At 56.2% G+C, this 14,456-nt stretch carries 14 protein-coding genes and 1 tRNA gene; 7 read left to right on the top strand and 8 right to left on the bottom strand.

Features of this window, described 5'->3' with window-relative positions:
* Window positions 1-52: 52 nt before the first annotated feature.
* The 3 genes from mshC to ACX5K5_RS08140 form a co-directional block, all read right to left on the bottom strand.
* Window positions 53-1,315: a cysteine--1-D-myo-inosityl 2-amino-2-deoxy-alpha-D-glucopyranoside ligase gene (gene mshC, locus ACX5K5_RS08150; RefSeq protein ID WP_170947693.1), complete on the bottom strand. Its 1,263-nt coding sequence runs from the start codon at window positions 1,313-1,315 to the stop codon at window positions 53-55.
* 91 nt (window positions 1,316-1,406) lie between these two features.
* Window positions 1,407-2,231: an undecaprenyl-diphosphate phosphatase gene (locus ACX5K5_RS08145; protein WP_096253973.1), complete on the bottom strand. Its 825-nt coding sequence runs from the start codon at window positions 2,229-2,231 to the stop codon at window positions 1,407-1,409.
* 78 nt (window positions 2,232-2,309) lie between these two features.
* Window positions 2,310-2,528: a hypothetical protein gene (locus tag ACX5K5_RS08140; protein ID WP_096253974.1), complete on the bottom strand. Its 219-nt coding sequence runs from the start codon at window positions 2,526-2,528 to the stop codon at window positions 2,310-2,312.
* Between the two features lie 44 nt (window positions 2,529-2,572).
* Here ACX5K5_RS08140 and ACX5K5_RS08135 point away from each other — a divergent pair, with 44 nt between their 5' ends.
* Complete coding sequence (locus tag ACX5K5_RS08135) at window positions 2,573-2,815, top strand: DUF5703 family protein (RefSeq protein WP_096253975.1); 243 nt, start codon at window positions 2,573-2,575, stop codon at window positions 2,813-2,815.
* On the opposite strand, the gene ACX5K5_RS08130 is transcribed toward ACX5K5_RS08135, so the two are convergent.
* Genes ACX5K5_RS08130 through ACX5K5_RS08110 form a run of 5 tightly spaced genes read right to left on the bottom strand, consistent with a single transcriptional unit; the run spans window position 2,804 to window position 8,360 of the window.
* Window positions 2,804-3,943 (bottom strand): acyl-CoA dehydrogenase family protein, encoded by a 1,140-nt coding sequence (locus ACX5K5_RS08130; protein WP_096253976.1) that lies wholly within the window; start codon window positions 3,941-3,943, stop codon window positions 2,804-2,806. The two genes, ACX5K5_RS08135 and ACX5K5_RS08130, sit on opposite strands and share 12 nt — an antisense overlap.
* 11 nt (window positions 3,944-3,954) lie before the next feature.
* Complete coding sequence (locus tag ACX5K5_RS08125) at window positions 3,955-5,271, bottom strand: M20/M25/M40 family metallo-hydrolase (protein ID WP_188685947.1); 1,317 nt, start codon at window positions 5,269-5,271, stop codon at window positions 3,955-3,957.
* Window positions 5,272-5,309: 38 nt separating this feature from the next.
* Window positions 5,310-6,281 carry a TAXI family TRAP transporter solute-binding subunit gene (locus tag ACX5K5_RS08120; RefSeq protein WP_459175409.1) on the bottom strand — a complete coding sequence of 324 codons (972 nt, stop codon included), beginning with the start codon at window positions 6,279-6,281 and terminating at the stop codon, window positions 5,310-5,312.
* Window positions 6,274-7,698, bottom strand: a complete 1,425-nt coding sequence (locus tag ACX5K5_RS08115) for a sensor histidine kinase (RefSeq protein ID WP_459175408.1) — start codon at window positions 7,696-7,698, stop codon at window positions 6,274-6,276. Before ACX5K5_RS08115 ends, ACX5K5_RS08120 begins: the two co-directional genes overlap by 8 nt.
* Window positions 7,695-8,360, bottom strand: a complete 666-nt coding sequence (locus ACX5K5_RS08110) for a response regulator transcription factor (protein WP_170947694.1) — start codon at window positions 8,358-8,360, stop codon at window positions 7,695-7,697. The genes ACX5K5_RS08115 and ACX5K5_RS08110 overlap by 4 nt, the downstream gene beginning before the upstream one ends.
* 256 nt (window positions 8,361-8,616) lie before the next feature.
* Here ACX5K5_RS08110 and ACX5K5_RS08105 point away from each other — a divergent pair, with 256 nt between their 5' ends.
* The 6 genes from ACX5K5_RS08105 (at window position 8,617) to ACX5K5_RS08080 (ending at window position 14,427) form a co-directional block, all read left to right on the top strand.
* The gene (locus ACX5K5_RS08105) at window positions 8,617-9,918 is read left to right on the top strand and encodes an Nramp family divalent metal transporter (protein ID WP_188685943.1); all 1,302 of its coding nucleotides are present in this window, start codon (window positions 8,617-8,619) and stop codon (window positions 9,916-9,918) included.
* Window positions 9,919-10,032: 114 nt separating this feature from the next.
* Entirely contained in the window at window positions 10,033-10,698 is a 666-nt protein-coding gene (locus ACX5K5_RS08100) for an NADPH-dependent F420 reductase (protein ID WP_459175407.1), read from the top strand.
* Between the two features lie 229 nt (window positions 10,699-10,927).
* Window positions 10,928-11,011: transfer RNA gene (locus ACX5K5_RS08095), tRNA-Leu, on the top strand.
* 733 nt (window positions 11,012-11,744) lie between these two features.
* Window positions 11,745-12,005: a GlsB/YeaQ/YmgE family stress response membrane protein gene (locus ACX5K5_RS08090; RefSeq protein ID WP_188685939.1), complete on the top strand. Its 261-nt coding sequence runs from the start codon at window positions 11,745-11,747 to the stop codon at window positions 12,003-12,005.
* A gap of 237 nt (window positions 12,006-12,242) precedes the next feature.
* Entirely contained in the window at window positions 12,243-13,481 is a 1,239-nt protein-coding gene (locus ACX5K5_RS08085) for a glycosyltransferase (RefSeq protein WP_459175406.1), read from the top strand.
* Window positions 13,482-13,488: 7 nt separating this feature from the next.
* Complete coding sequence (locus ACX5K5_RS08080) at window positions 13,489-14,427, top strand: COX15/CtaA family protein (RefSeq protein ID WP_459175405.1); 939 nt, start codon at window positions 13,489-13,491, stop codon at window positions 14,425-14,427.
* Window positions 14,428-14,456 lie beyond the last annotated feature (29 nt).

The raw sequence follows: 14,456 nt of genomic DNA, 5'->3' as shown, positions 1-14,456 counted from the left end.
GGGTACAAAAAATCTCCATGCGAAGAAATTCGCATGGAGATTCTTTTCTAACTTAGAGCTTCAGGCCTAGGAGAGCATCAAAGCCGCGGGTTAGCAGTTCGCTACCTTCGCCGCTGCCTTCAGCCTCGGTGGCCGCCCACTGGTCGATGGCTTCCAGCGCTGCTGGAGCGTCCAGATCATCGGCCATGCGCGAGCGAATGCGGGTGAGCAGTGCGGTAGCTTCGGCCAAGCCACTAGCGGTTATCCGTTCCCGCCAGGTGGCTATGCGCTGCTGTGCCAGCTGCAACAGGTCATCGGTCCAAGACCAGTTGGTCCGGTAGTGCTGGGAGAGCAGCACCGCGCGAATCGCCACCGGCTCCACCCCGGCCTCACGCAGTTTGGAGACCAACACCAGGTTGCCTAGGGACTTGCTCATCTTTTCGCCGTCCAGGCCAACCATGCCGGTGTGCACGTAGTTCTGCGCCAATTCGAGCTGATCATCGGCGGCAGCGTGTGCGGCAGAGAATTCGTGGTGCGGGAAGATCAGGTCTGAGCCGCCACCCTGAACGGTAAACGGTGCAGGCAGTGTCTTTCGGGCAATCACCGAACATTCGATGTGCCAGCCCGGACGTCCGGTGCCCAGTTCTCCACCATCCCACGAAGGTTCTCCTTCGCGAGCCATTCGCCAGAGCAGTGGATCTAGCGGGTCGCGCTTACCTGCACGCTGCGGGTCTCCGCCGCGTTCGGCGAAAAAGCCGAGCATCGTTTCACGGTCGTAGTTTGATACCTGACCGAGCTTCCACGCATCATTCTGCGAGGCCATGGTGTCAAAGTAAATGTCACCATCCACCCCGTCTTCACCCGCCGGCACTCGGTATGCCAAGTCTGCGGCCAGCAGTCGTTCGACTACTGGCACCAGCCAGCTCACGGACTCGACGGCACCGATGTAGTTATGTGGGGCGATGACATTCAACGCTTCCATGTCGGTGCGGAACAGCTGAATCTGGCTCTCGGCCAGATCGCGCCAATCAACACCCGTCGCGGTGGCACGCTCGAGCAACGGATCATCCACGTCGGTGATGTTCTGCGTGTAGCTCACCTTACGGCCGTTATCCAACCAGGTACGGTGCAGTAGGTCAAAGGTGACATAGGTAGCCGCGTGACCCATGTGTGTGGCGTCATATGGGGTGATGCCACAGACGTACATGCTGGCTGGACTGTTGGCTTTATCGGCCGGCGCGGTGGCCCGCTTGGTTCCGCTGGAGGTATCAAAAATCTCCAAGATAGGTGCGGATCCGACAACATGCGGTACTTCCGGGGACTTCCACGCGAGCACTGAGTACATCCTTTCGCAGATGTATAGACGATCTTCTCTTAAGAGCAAGTCAACGAGAACTTAGTTTATTCCCGTTGACTCTCTTGTCTTATTAGGCGCTGATCACACCGAGGCCAAGAAACACGAACAGTCCTAGGCCCAAGAGCAAGCGGTACCAGACGAAGAATCGGTAGGAGTGGGTGGAAACAAACTTTAGGAACCAGCCCACGATAAAGAATCCGACCACGAAGGCCACCAAGGTGGCCACACCGGTTTGCGCCAACGTGTATACGCCAGGCTCGGCGAAAGACTTGTAAAGCTTGTACAGTCCCGAGGCGTAAACCGCGGGAATGGCGAGTAAGAACGAGTATCTTGCCGCAGCTTCACGGGTGTAGCCCATCAGCAAGCCGGCGGTAATGGTGCCGCCAGAGCGTGAGACACCGGGAATCAAAGCCATAGCCTGAGCCAAACCGTAAAAGATACCGTGTTTCACGGTCAGCGTTTGCAAGGTGCGTTCTTGTTTGCCGTAGTAGTCAGCGATCGCAAGGAATACGCCAAATACCACCAGTGTGGTGGCCACTATCCAGAGCGAACGGAAGTTCGTATCGATGTAGCTTTCGAGCAATAAGCCCAAAAATGCGATAGGGATCGAGCCGACAATAATCAGCCAACCCATTTTGGCGTCCGGATCCGAATGCGGAATTTTGCCGGTGATCGCCTTAAACCAGGCTCCGATTATTCGCACAATATCGCGCCAGAAAAAAACGATGACCGCGGTTTCAGTACCCAGTTGGGTAATGGCGGTAAATGCCGCACCGGGATCTTGCGCGTTGGGCAAAAGTTCGCCCACAATGCGCAGATGCGCCGATGAGGAGACGGGCAAGAACTCTGTCAGGCCCTGTATTAATCCGAGAAAAGCTGCTTCAAACCAATTCACCCCTTGACACTACGTCACGTGGGCGGGAGACACGGTGATTAACGGGCGTTTGAAAGAAAATTCAATCCGTGGTCGTACTCACTCGTCATCGTCGTCATCCGTGGGTATGGTGAACGGAAGTAGTTCGGAATATTGGTCGTAGAGGGCATCCTCATAAGTCTGGAACGCGTCGGCTAAAGATCCAAAAGCCGCGTCAACGGCTGCGTCGGCCGATCCCCGACTCTGGGAAACCACCGTCAGGTGCTGCTCAAGTCGTGAGATCAGCTGTTGTAGCGCGTAGCTCGGTTCGATGCTCATGAGACACACGCTACAACCGAATGCCATCTTTCGATAGAGGTGAAATGCTTCAGGAACTTATCAAGGCCCCGCTGCACTTGAATAATGATGACCGGTACGAATATTTGGTGATCACTTCTTTCCCCACGGAATCCAAACACGTAGCCCGAGCAGCCTTGCGAGAACACTCGGATAACGGAAAATGGGAGCATGTTCGCACCCTGCGCTACGAGGGTGGAGCCAGCAAATATTGGATGCGGCGCAAGGTGATCCGTGTGGTCAGTACGCTTGATCGCTCAGGACTCTAGTGGGCCCACCAGCCAACTAGCCACGGTGTTTTCCGCCGAGGCAGCATTTGAGGGGTGATACCAGCTGGCCTGCACATCTCGGTAGAGGCGTTCAAATTCGCTGCCTCGGAAGTATCCGCCACCACCAAACAATTGGCCGGCAGTTTCCACGTTCTCTCGCGCGGTTTGTCCGGCCAGAGTTCGTAGCGTCACTAGTCGCGGGAACCAACCCTCGCCGTGATCAACGCGTGATTCCAGGTCGCTGGCTACCGCACGTTGCAGTGCGTCTAGGCTCAGCATCCGCATCCCTGACTGGGCTAGTAGACCACGAGCTCGAACGTCTTGGGTGTAACTACTGCCATCTTGATGGGTGCGTTTGTTCAGCGCGTTTTGGCTCAGCTCTACCGCACGTTCAGCCATCCCGACATACACGCTGGCGGTGAGCGTTAAGAAGGACGCAAAGATTGCGAAGATCAGCGGGTCAGCATTTGGACCCACCGGTAATCTGGAATGCACCCACCCAGCTGGTGCTATGGCACCCTCCAATTTGGTGGTGTGCGACTGGCTCGCCCGCATTCCTAAGGTGTTCCAGTCCCCCAGCGAGCGGACTTTTTCTCCGCGTGCCACAAAGCCATGAACTAACTCCCCGGTCTGCTCATCCTTGCCAAAGATTCCCAGTCGAGTAAAAGCCGGAGAAAGTGAGGTGAAGATCTTGGTTCCGGTGAAGGCCACCGAACCATCGGCCGCGGTGTCCGCCACGGTATTTGAATCAAAAAGCACTGAATCATTACCAGGTTCCGAAATCCCGAAGGCCATCACTTCTCCGTCTGTGATCCAGTCGGTAACCATGTTCAGCCGCATATCTCCGCGTGCCGCAAGCAAGTATGCGACCCCGGCCCAGACCTGATGCATATTGATCGCCAACGCGGTGCCCGGAGCCGCCGTCGCCAGTCGACGTTGAGCAAGCACCAGCTGTTCGAAGCTCCAGCCCAGACCACCGGCGGATTCGGGCACCAGCGCCTTTAAGTACCCTAAGCCGACCAACTCTTCGAAGTCTTCGGTGGCGAAGCTGTTCTCCGCGTCGTATTCCGCGGCTCGTGCGCGGATCCGTTCAAGTAGTTGATCGCTTAGTAGTTCTTCAATTGTCACGCGGGAGGCTCCTAATAGTTTCTAAGTAGACGGTCAAGCACACGGGTTCCGAACTTCAGGGCCGAGATCGGCACCCGCTCATCCACGCCATGGAACATGCCAGTAAAGTCGAGGTCTTTAGGCAGCTGCAACGGAGCAAATCCGTACCCGGTGATACCAAGCTTTGCTAACGCTTTGTTGTCGGTACCACCGGAGAGCATGTAGGGCAGCACCACGGCCTGCGGATCTTCGGATTTTAACGCCGCAACCATGGATTCCACTAGTTCGCCGCTGAAGGGTACTTCCAAAGACTGCTGGTCTTGGAGCAGGCTGACCTCAACATGCTCCCCCGCCAGTTCCCGCAATGTCGCCAGTGTCGATTCATGTTCCATCGGCAAGGTTCGGCAATCGATAAGCGCCTCAGCGTAACCAGGCAGCACATTGTGTTTATACCCGGCCTTGAGTACCGACGGGTTTGAGGTGTTCTGCAAGGTGGCGCCAACAAAGCGGCTGGTGTTCCCCAACGCTTCGAGCAGCGGCTCGGGATGATCTTCGTCGAACTCAATCCCGGAGATTTCAGAGAGTTCTTCAAATAGCGCTCTGGTGGTTTTCGTGTAAGAAAGCGGCCACTGATACTCGCCAATGCGCGCAACTGCCGACGCCAAGCGAGTTACCGCGTTCTCCTCATTTAGCTGTGAACCGTGGCCAGCCACGCCATGAGCTGCAAGTTTGATCCAAGCGATGCCCTTCTCAGCGGTTTGTACCAGATATGCGCGTTGCCCTGCGATTTCGGTAGAAAAACCACCCACTTCGCTGATCGCCTCGCCCGCTCCGGCGAAGAGTTCTGGATGCTGCTCAACCATCCACAGGGAGCCATAATCACTACCGGCTTCTTCATCCGCGAAAAATGCAATGATCAGGTCTCGACGCGGGCTGATCTTCTCCCGCATCAGGTGTCTGATCACGGCGACGATCATCGCGTCCATGTCTTTCATATCGACGGCGCCACGACCCCAGATCATGTCATCAATAATTTGCGCTCCGAAGGGATCCACGGACCAGTCCTCGGCGATAGCGGGCACTACATCTAGATGTCCGTGAACCACCAGCGCGGGCAAGCTCCGGTGACTGCCTGGAATGCGGGTGAGCAGATTGGCTCGTCCCGGTGCTGATTCGTAGATGGTCGAGTCCAACCCGACCTCGCTCAGTAGGCGCGCAATGTAGTCTGCTGCTTCGCGCTCTCCACGACTGTTGTTATCGCCGAAGTTTGTGGTGTCAATGGTGATCAGCTTGCGGCAAATCTCTACGACTTCTTCTTGCATCAATTCATAGGAGTGCGTTTTTGGCATATTTACAAACCTCTATTCGTGCCCGGCCTGGGAGCGGATTATCCATGGAGCCTGCGGTATGCGGCTTGTGCCGCCGGGTGCAATGGCTGGCCGCCGGTTGAGATCAGTGTATCTGGGGTCAAATATTGTATTCCCGCACTGTTACGTGGAATGAGTTCGCGCGCATGGTTGACCAAGAGTTCAACTACCGCCGAGACCACCGAATCGGGCAAGGACACGTTAGCCATCAAGAGGTTGGCCACTCCGACGGTATCGACCTGTGCTACCCCGGCATAAGTGTCTTGCGGGATTATCACCGGCTCGTAGAGCCGCGGGTATTCTTCGCGCAAGCGCGGGAGTACCGAGGACATACTGATCAGCCGAAGTGGTAAACGTTGTTCCAACTCGGTAATCGAACTTACAGGGATCCCGCCGAAAAGGAAAAGAGCATCGATGCTGCCTTCTTCCAGCGCTTTCAGCCCGCCAACGTAGCCGAGCTGGCGTTCACGAGGGCTACGCATAGCGGTATCGAGTCCCGTGGCATTAAGGATGCGCTGCCCGGTGACCCAAGTACCTGACCCGGGGGCTCCGGTGCCGAGCCTGCGCCCGGAGAGGTCTGCCAAGGTGCGGATGCTGCTTTCTCGCGGCACCAGACAGTGGTAATAATTTTGGTACACACGCCCCAAGGCAACTAAAGAACTCTCCGCAGGCCTCAGTTGGGCCACAGTATCGGCCAGTGCCAGCGAAAGTCCTGCTGTCCCATTCTTCAAAAGTTTCAGATTCTCGACGCTGGCCTCGGTGATCAACGCCTCGGACTTTTCGGCGATCTTGTATTTAACCAGTGCCTCGCACAATAAGGTCGCGAATTCAAAATACATGCCGCCGTTTTCACCCCCGGCGACATCCAGCCGCGGAATCAACGGCCCGGCGGAACAAGCGGCCAGCCCGGCACCCATCAGCGAGAGTCCACCCCAGCGAAGTAGCTGTCTGCGTCCGATAGTTCGCGCGCCAATAGCCGGTGATTTACCCAAGGTGCACCCCCTGCCTCGGTGCAGCGCTGCGTAGCAGAAGAAGTCTCATCTGCAGTCCGCCACCAACGCCGGCCTCTACGATCAGTTCGCCGCCATTAGCTTGGGCCAGACGTTCCACAATCGCCATGCCCAAACCAGTTCCGGGGCTTGCCCCGGTGGGATCCGCCCGCCAGAAACGCTCGGTGACCAAGGCTAAGTCCTTGGTGCGCAGCCCCGGTCCGTGATCTCTGATGATGATTTCGACGATTTGTTCCGTGGCGGTAAGGCTCGTAAGCACCGGTGCTCCCGGAGCATATTTCAGGCAGTTCTCGTAGAGTTCGGCGATCATTTGCTGCAGCTCGAATTCGTTGCAACTTACCCAGAATTCAGTTTCTTGGCCCGAGTTGAACAATAACTCCGTGCCGGTGTTGCGGGCGCTCTCGGTCCGCCGCTCAATTTCTTCGATGAGCAAATCACGTACCGGGACCGGCGCGGAGTCGGCAACGCCCGTGGCCAGCGTAGTGCCAGCGGTGAGCTCAGAGAGTCGGTGGTCGGCGCTGGCCAAACGCAGCACCGCGTCCAACAGGGTTTCGACTCTTCGCAGTTCTTTCTCCACCGCCCGCACCCCTTGCGGATCCGCCTCGTCGCCGAGCCGCATTTTCAGAAGATCCACGCGTAGTCGCAAGGCGGCGACCGGGTTGCGCAACTGATGTGAGGTTTCGGCAATAAGTTCGCGCTGCTGCGCCAAACTAGCGGTCATCACCTGAGCCATGGTGCTAAAAGAACGTGCCAATTCCTGTAGTTCCGGCGGGCCAGCAGCTTCTAAAGGCGCCGCGGTTTTTGTTGCAGCTAGGGCCTTGGTCGCCTCGTTGAGCCGGTGGATAGGTCGTAATACCCAGGTGGTGACTCGATCTGCCAGAAGCAATAAGGCTGAGCCTGCGGTCAGGCTGACTAACACCACCAGCACCCAGCGTTGCAAAACCAGCTCTCGGGCAGAATCGAGATTTACCTGCATTATTACCGCGCCCAGCACCTGAGTGGAATTGCCATAAGGCCGAGCGATGAGCGACTTGTCGTTGGATAAAGGGTTGATGGTGTCAATATCGGTGTGTCCTAGATTCAGTTCGGTGTTCTCAACCACCTGTTGAACCTGCGGGTCACGCGGATCGATATTCCCAGAGGTGAAGGTCTGCTGATCCATCCGTATCAGCAGCCCCTCGTTGTAGAGCTGTGAGTAGGTATCCATTTCTTGTTGCAATTTGCCATGATCCGCATCCGTGGAAGCCGCCAGCTGAACAAAACGGTTCAGCGACGCGGCACGGGTCAGCCGCAGTTGCTGGGTGGCATCAACGCTCGCATTTTGCATCAGCACGCCGGAAACGATGATCACTAACAACGCCAGCAAGGAACCCAAGATGAGAATGACGCGGCGTCTCACGGGGCCTCGATGCGGTAGCCGACTCCGCGCACGTTGATGATCATTCCCGGACTGTCCAGCTTGGCGCGCAACCCCGTCAGATGTACGTCCAAGGAACGGGAAACCGCTATGAAAGCGTCTCCCCACAGCGCGTCGAGTATTTGTTCGCGGGTCACGACCGAGCCTGCATGTTGTGCCAGCAAGGAGAGCAAATCAAACTCTTTCGCTGTCAGATTCAGTGACCGCTCCCCCAACCCGGCGGTTCGCTTATCTAAATCAATACGCAGTTCACCAACCTGCAATTCGCTACTGGAACTCGAGCTGAGCTGCGAACGCCTGGCCACAGCCTCAATGCGTGCCAGAAGCACCGTCAGTCCAATGGGTTTAACCAAATAGTCATCGGCGCCTTGGCGCAGTCCTCGAACGACGCTGCGTTCATCATCGCGGGCGCTGAGGATGACTATCGGACTACTGGTGATAAGTCGCAGCTTGCGCAGAACCTCGAGCCCATCCATGTCCGGTAGGCCCAAATCGAGCAGGATCATCTGCGCTTCGCGGTGCCGCAGCAGCGCATCGGCCCCTCGGGCCACGCAGATTGCCGTATGTCCGGCAGCTGCCACGGCGTCGACCAGGGCCGTCGCGACGGCGTCGTCATCCTCGACGATAAGCAGCTGCAAGGTCATGTCCCTTCGATCTCTGGTGCACCACGCACCCAGATGCACTTTATCAGCTGGGCTAAACGAATAACTGACCGAACGGTTTCCTAAGACAGTCTTAAGATTTGGCGCACATGTTGGATATGGGCTGGCTCACCCATACATTAGATCTGTCTCTCATGTTGGCGTGATGAAAATCAATGTAGCTTTTACCTCACGTAAACCGATCACGGACACCGGTACTCGCACCGGAAACGAGCAAAAACTTTTAAGGATTATATTCATGGCCGAACAGCAGCAGCCGGGCGCTTCAGACGCCGCGGTTCAGGGCGACCGCGACGGTGGCGGTCCACCAAAATGGAAGATTGTCGGACCGGGTCTGGTTGTTGCGGCAACCGGTGTAGGCGCAGCCGATATGGTCGCCACCTTGGTGGCGGGTAGCCAGTACGGCTACGCCCTACTTTGGGCAGTGATTTTGGGTGTCATCCTCAAAATCGTTTTGGTCGAAGGCGCCGGACGTTACACACTGGCCACCGGAAAGACCATCTTTGAGGGTTGGAAGACCCTTGGTAAGTGGACCACCTGGTACTTCGGTCCGTACATCATCATCTGGGGCTTCGTCTACGGCGCCACCGCAATGAGTTCTGCGGCCATGCCGCTGGCAGCACTCTTCCCAGCCGTGGATTTGAAGATCTGGGCAGTCCTGATGGGCCTGGCCGGTTTTGCGATGGTCTGGTTCGGCAAGTACTCCTTCTTTGAGAAGGTCACCGCGGTACTGGTGGGCATCATGTTCATTACCGTAGTTGGCTTGGCTGTTATTGCTGCGCCGAACTTCCCGGAGATGATCAAGGGACTCGTTCCAATGATTCCGTCCGGCGGCGTGGTCTACACCCTGGCACTAGCCGGCGGTGTCGGCGGCACTATTACCCTGGCTGCTTACGGATACTGGCTGCGTGAAAAGGGCTGGTACACCCCAAAGTGGATGCGTGTGATGCGTATCGACAACTCGATGGCTTACGTCATGACCGGCATCTTCGTGATTGCCATGCTGATTGTGGGCGCCGAAGTAGTTCAGGCTGCTGGCGTTTCCTTGTCCGCAGGTGACCGCGGTCTGCTGGACTTGGGTGATGTGCTCAACGAACGTTACGGCACCTTTGTAGGCACCGGATTCCTTGTGGGCTTCTGGGCCGCTTCCTTCTCCTCGATCATCGGTGTATGGAACGGCGTTTCGCTCATGTTCGCTGACTTCTGGGGCCACATGCGCAAGAAGCCAGCTGGCCACCCAGACACCATGACCGGTGGCAAGTACTTCAAGTTCTACGTACTCTGGCTGACCTTCCCGCCAATGGTCTTGTTCTTGCTGGACAAGCCAATCGCGCTAATCTTGGCCTACGGCGTGCTCGGCTCGCTGTTCATGCCGTTCTTGGCGATCACCTTGCTTGGCCTGCTTAACGGCAAGAGAATCCCTAAGGGCTGGGCCAACCGTTGGCACACCAACACTGCTCTGGCTATTACCGCGATACTGTTCATTGCGCTGGGCATCCAGCAACTGATCAAGAACCTCGCACCGCTCTTCGGCGGTTAGCGAGTTGCGTCCAAAGAGGCCTTCATCCCGAGCAATACGGATGAAGGCCTCTTTTCGTTCGTGAGTTAGACGGCAGCGACTACGCTGAAGGCAATGACTACTCAGGATAAGAATTTGAATCCCTTTCAGGAAGATACGGTGCCTTTCACCGACCGTATTGGCATCTTAGGCGCTGGGCGAGCTGGCACCGCTTTGGCGCGTGCAGCGGCGACTGTCGGGATTCCAGTGAACATCGCCTCTTCGCGATCACCGAGCCAGATGAAATATCATCTGGCTCAATATGCCCCACAGGCCACCGCAGTACCAGCCAACGACATTGGCGCCGACGTCTCCTTAGTCGTGCTCATGGTGCCGCAAGATGATCTCGATGATGTGGACCGTGAATCATTGGCCCGACTAACACTCGTCGATGCAACAAACCGTTGGGATGACATGCCCCTGCCCAGCTGGCTGGAAGACGGACAGGCCGCTGGGCTTTCTAGCTCCGAAGTTATCGCGCAACATTTTGCTAGTTCACGAATTGTCAAAGCGTTGAATCACATCAGCCATTGGGACCTGGATTCGGACAGTTCCACTCGACAAGCTCAGCAGCGCGCCTTAGCCGTCGCATCGGATCATGAAGCTGATGCGGTTCTTGTAGCCCGACTAGTCAGAACCCTAGGTTTCACTCCGGTTCTAGTTGGGGAGCTACCCAAAGGCAGTTTGCTGGAGCCTGAGGGGGAAATTTTCAATCAAGTACTTAGCCCGGCACAGTTGCGCGCACTATTGCACAAAAGCTAATACCCGCGTGGATACGCATTTGGTCGATACGCACAGAATTTGCCTGTGACCCTTGACACGGATTGCGTCATTTCGCTTTCGAAAGCACTACTCAACTGCGATTTATCCGCAAGATTCCGGGAAAATCAAGCCTCCGAGGACCAGAGCTTGCCGAATTGGAGTTCATGAATATCTGGTGGTAGAGTTTTACTTCGTTGCCAGCGGTAATAACGCAGACAACGCATGACCTGCGCGGGTGGCGGAATAGGTAGACGCGCTAGCTTGAGGTGCTAGTCCTCGCAAGGGGGTGGGGGTTCAAGTCCCCTTTCGCGCACAGGTAGAAACCCCGGTTGACTTCGGTCGATCGGGGTTTTCTTTTACCCATGTTGACAGGAACGCCAAATCTGGGTTAAGTCCCAAAATGTGTGTATGGAACTCAAGTCATAAAGATGTCATCTGCTGACAAGCATTGACAAGCACCCCTCGCAAGGCATTCGCGAGCCGGCGCGACTCATCACCAGATTCCCCAGATCACTTCACTGCCCCAACTTAGTTCCAATCTAAGTACTGCGGTAGGACATGGCACATAGGCCAGATCGCCTGGGTTCCGGCAGATTCCTCCAACGCAGAAAATTTTCGAGCGAAGCTCAGCAATGTTGATTCAGGTCTTGATTAGGTCGTTCACTCCCCTGAGTAATGCTTCGAGTCCCAGGCATTGCCTCTCGCTAACCTGGCCGAAATACTGTGATTTTGGTCCCTGTAACGCAAGCAACACATGTCGCTTTTCGGGCAACTCTCCATAATTAGGTATTTTATGTTTACAACCATGAAACCTCAGCTGACTTGGATAGGCATGTGATTATTTAGGCTCAGTCCAGGATCAAACTTCACTATCCAATTCGCGGGAAACTAATCCAACGACGCGAATTTACCGGTCGGTTGGACCCAACAACAGGAGCTACACAGTTCTTGATTAGTAATCACTGCTACTCATCGGTAATGTTCTGCGAGTGCATCTCAGTCCAGATGCTGAACGAAGTCACTTATAACTTGAAAGAGGAATAGTCATGGGTTTCATTGGTTGGATTGTTTTGGGTCTTATTGCCGGTGCGATTGCAAAGGCAATCAAGCCAGGTAAGCAGGGTGGCGGCTGGATCGCTACGTTGGTACTTGGCGTTGTTGGCGCCGTTGTTGGCGGCTGGATCGGCTCCGCGTTGTTCAACGCGGACATTAGCTCGTTCTGGTCGTTGTCGACTTGGCTGTTGGCAATCGGCGGTTCGTTGATTGTTCTCATTATCTGGGGATTCTTGACTCGCAAGAAGGCGTAATCACGCATATAGAAACGGCCTCGCTCCAGTAGGAGCGAGGCCGTTTCTATATATTGGGTGACTTACCCACAAAATACACCAGCATGACGGTACGCAAGCAGTTGAAGGTTCACGCTGCCCCTGTTAATAAACGCAAAATTCGCAGCTTGACTCCTTCCGATCACAAGAAACCGGTTTGTAAGCGCTCTAGCCCATCGCTTAGCTTGGTACGATCGGTGATGGTCATCAATTAGTAAAATGACGATTTTGTCCGCCAGCTTTGGAGCCCTCATGCGAATCGCCATGCTTTCCCTGCACACCTCGCCCATGGAACAACCCGGGTCCGGCGACGCGGGTGGCATGAATGTATACATTCGAAACCTCTCCTTAGCCCTCGGGGCACTGGGTCATGAGGTACATATGTTCACTCGTACCGCTGATGAATCAACGTCGAGCGAAGTGAGCCCGGCCGTCTTCATGCATCAGGTGCAGATACGTCCTGAGGCTCAGTTGTCCAAAGAAGAACTGCCGGACATCATCGATGAAGCCGCTTCCCTGCTCAAGGAACATATGGCTAGCCTGAACATCGACATCATCCACGGCCACTACTGGCTCTCCGGGATGGTCGGTTTACAACTAGCCGAAGCATGGAAAATCCCCCTAGTCGTTTCGCTTCATACCTCCGCTGCCGCCAAAGAGTTTGAGTCTGGTATTCCCGAGCCCGAAGAGCGCAAGGAAGCCGAGCGCCGTCTACTCGCCGGAGCAACTCGCATCATCGCAAACACTCCGGTCGAGGCCAGGCAGCTTTCCCGGTTCTACAGCGTAGATAAAGAAAAGCTCGATGTGGTGCTGCCGGGGGTTGACCACAAGGTTTTCCACCCCGACCAGAACAAACTCCGCCGCCCGTTAGGTGCCGATGATCTCCATCTGGTTTACGCTGGCAGGCTACAGCGGCTCAAGGGTGCCCACGTACTGATCGAGGCGATCGCCCTCGCCCGCGCCCAGGACCCGACACTGAAAATCACCGCGTCATTGTTCGGTGCGAATTCTGGTTCCGCCGATTACGACCTGCCAGCTCTTGCCGAGAAACACTCAGTCGCCGATGTATTGAGCTTCTTCGGTCCGCTACAGCCCGCACAGCTTGCCGCAGTCTTCGCCAACGCCGACGTGGTGGCAGTACCCTCGCTATCAGAAACCTTCGGGTTGGTAGCTGCTGAGGCACAGGCCTGCGGCACCCCGGTTCTCGCAAACCATGTGGGCGGATTGGCTTATGCGGTCAACGACGGTGAATCGGGCTGGTTGATGGAAGATTGTTCTCCCCATCTTTGGGCACAACAGCTACTGACACTCGCGCGCAATCCTGCGATGGTCACCCAGGCTGGGCACGCCGCGCTTGAACATAGTGGTGAATTCACTTGGGAACGGGCAGCTGTGACTTCGCTAGCCAGCTATCGCATGGCGAGCACCCCGGCCCCGACACCATCGCATCAGCTTTAAGGAACACATGCGTACCCCTTTCTTCTGGCTGGCACATCGTTTCCCACTAGAACGTCGCTCACTTCGTATCGCATCACTTGCTGCGCTGATCGCAGCGATCTTGATCATTCTTGGCGGCGGTGTAGTCCGCGTTACTGGCTCGGGGCTCGGTTGCCCTGACTGGCCCACCTGCGCGGGCGGGTCAGTAGCACCGAGTGCGCAGATGGGATTGCATGCCATTATCGAGTTCGTCAATCGACTGCTGACCGTTGGATTATGCGTCGTGGTGGGCTGGGTAATTATTACCGCTCGCTTGCAACGCAGGCAGGCTCCGGAGGTGACCCGTTGGGCTTGGATGCAGTTCTGGTTTGTGGTTTTGAACGCCGTCATCGGTGGCATCACCGTCTGGGTCGATCTGAATCCGTATGTGGTGTCTGGGCACTTCCTGGCGGCTACCGGGCTGCTCACTGCCGCAGCCATCACCTGGCAGAAAAGTCAGAACCTCGATAAGCCGCAGCTGCCCGCCGGTTCGCGGAATTCACGCGTGCTCGCCCGCTGGCTTCTGGCCATGACCGCGGTGCTGGTCATCCTGGGAACCGTGGTTACCGGTACAGGCCCTCACGCCGGCGATTCGGCCAACGTTCCGCGCATGCCGTTCTCCTGGATTTGGGTCACCCTGATCCATGGTGCCGCGGCGCTGGCGGCGTTCAGCTTGGCAGTCGGCTTATGGTGCCGTGCGAAGCGGGCCGGCGAGAAGCTCCTCGCAGACAAGACCTTGCTTTTTATTCTCGTTTTTCTAGGCCAAGGAGCTCTGGGAATCATTCAGTCCCTAACTCACCTGCCCGAGCTGATGATCGTTTTGCATCTAGTCGGTTCGGCATTGGTCTGGATTGGCGCCGTCCGCGTACTTTTGGCGGCCGAAGGAAGCCATCACCCTACAACACGAATCCCCGCAATGGCCGTATAAATTTAGTGGTCCGTAGCTAATTGCTACGG

The sequence above is a fragment of the Glutamicibacter bergerei genome, assembly GCF_054495185.1.
This window is presented reverse-complemented; position numbering and strand designations above follow the sequence as displayed.

Coding starts and splice junctions, on each gene's coding strand:
- ACX5K5_RS08140 (WP_096253974.1), bottom strand. CDS start 2,528: ATGAGCATCGAACCGAGCTACGCGCTACAACAGCTGATCTCACGACTT.
- ACX5K5_RS08135 (WP_096253975.1), top strand. CDS start 2,573: ATGCTTCAGGAACTTATCAAGGCCCCGCTGCACTTGAATAATGATGAC.
- ACX5K5_RS08125 (WP_188685947.1), bottom strand. CDS start 5,271: ATGCCAAAAACGCACTCCTATGAATTGATGCAAGAAGAAGTCGTAGAG.
- ACX5K5_RS08110 (WP_170947694.1), bottom strand. CDS start 8,360: ATGACCTTGCAGCTGCTTATCGTCGAGGATGACGACGCCGTCGCGACG.
- ACX5K5_RS08105 (WP_188685943.1), top strand. CDS start 8,617: ATGGCCGAACAGCAGCAGCCGGGCGCTTCAGACGCCGCGGTTCAGGGC.
- ACX5K5_RS08090 (WP_188685939.1), top strand. CDS start 11,745: ATGGGTTTCATTGGTTGGATTGTTTTGGGTCTTATTGCCGGTGCGATT.
- ACX5K5_RS08085 (WP_459175406.1), top strand. CDS start 12,243: ATGACGATTTTGTCCGCCAGCTTTGGAGCCCTCATGCGAATCGCCATG.
- ACX5K5_RS08080 (WP_459175405.1), top strand. CDS start 13,489: ATGCGTACCCCTTTCTTCTGGCTGGCACATCGTTTCCCACTAGAACGT.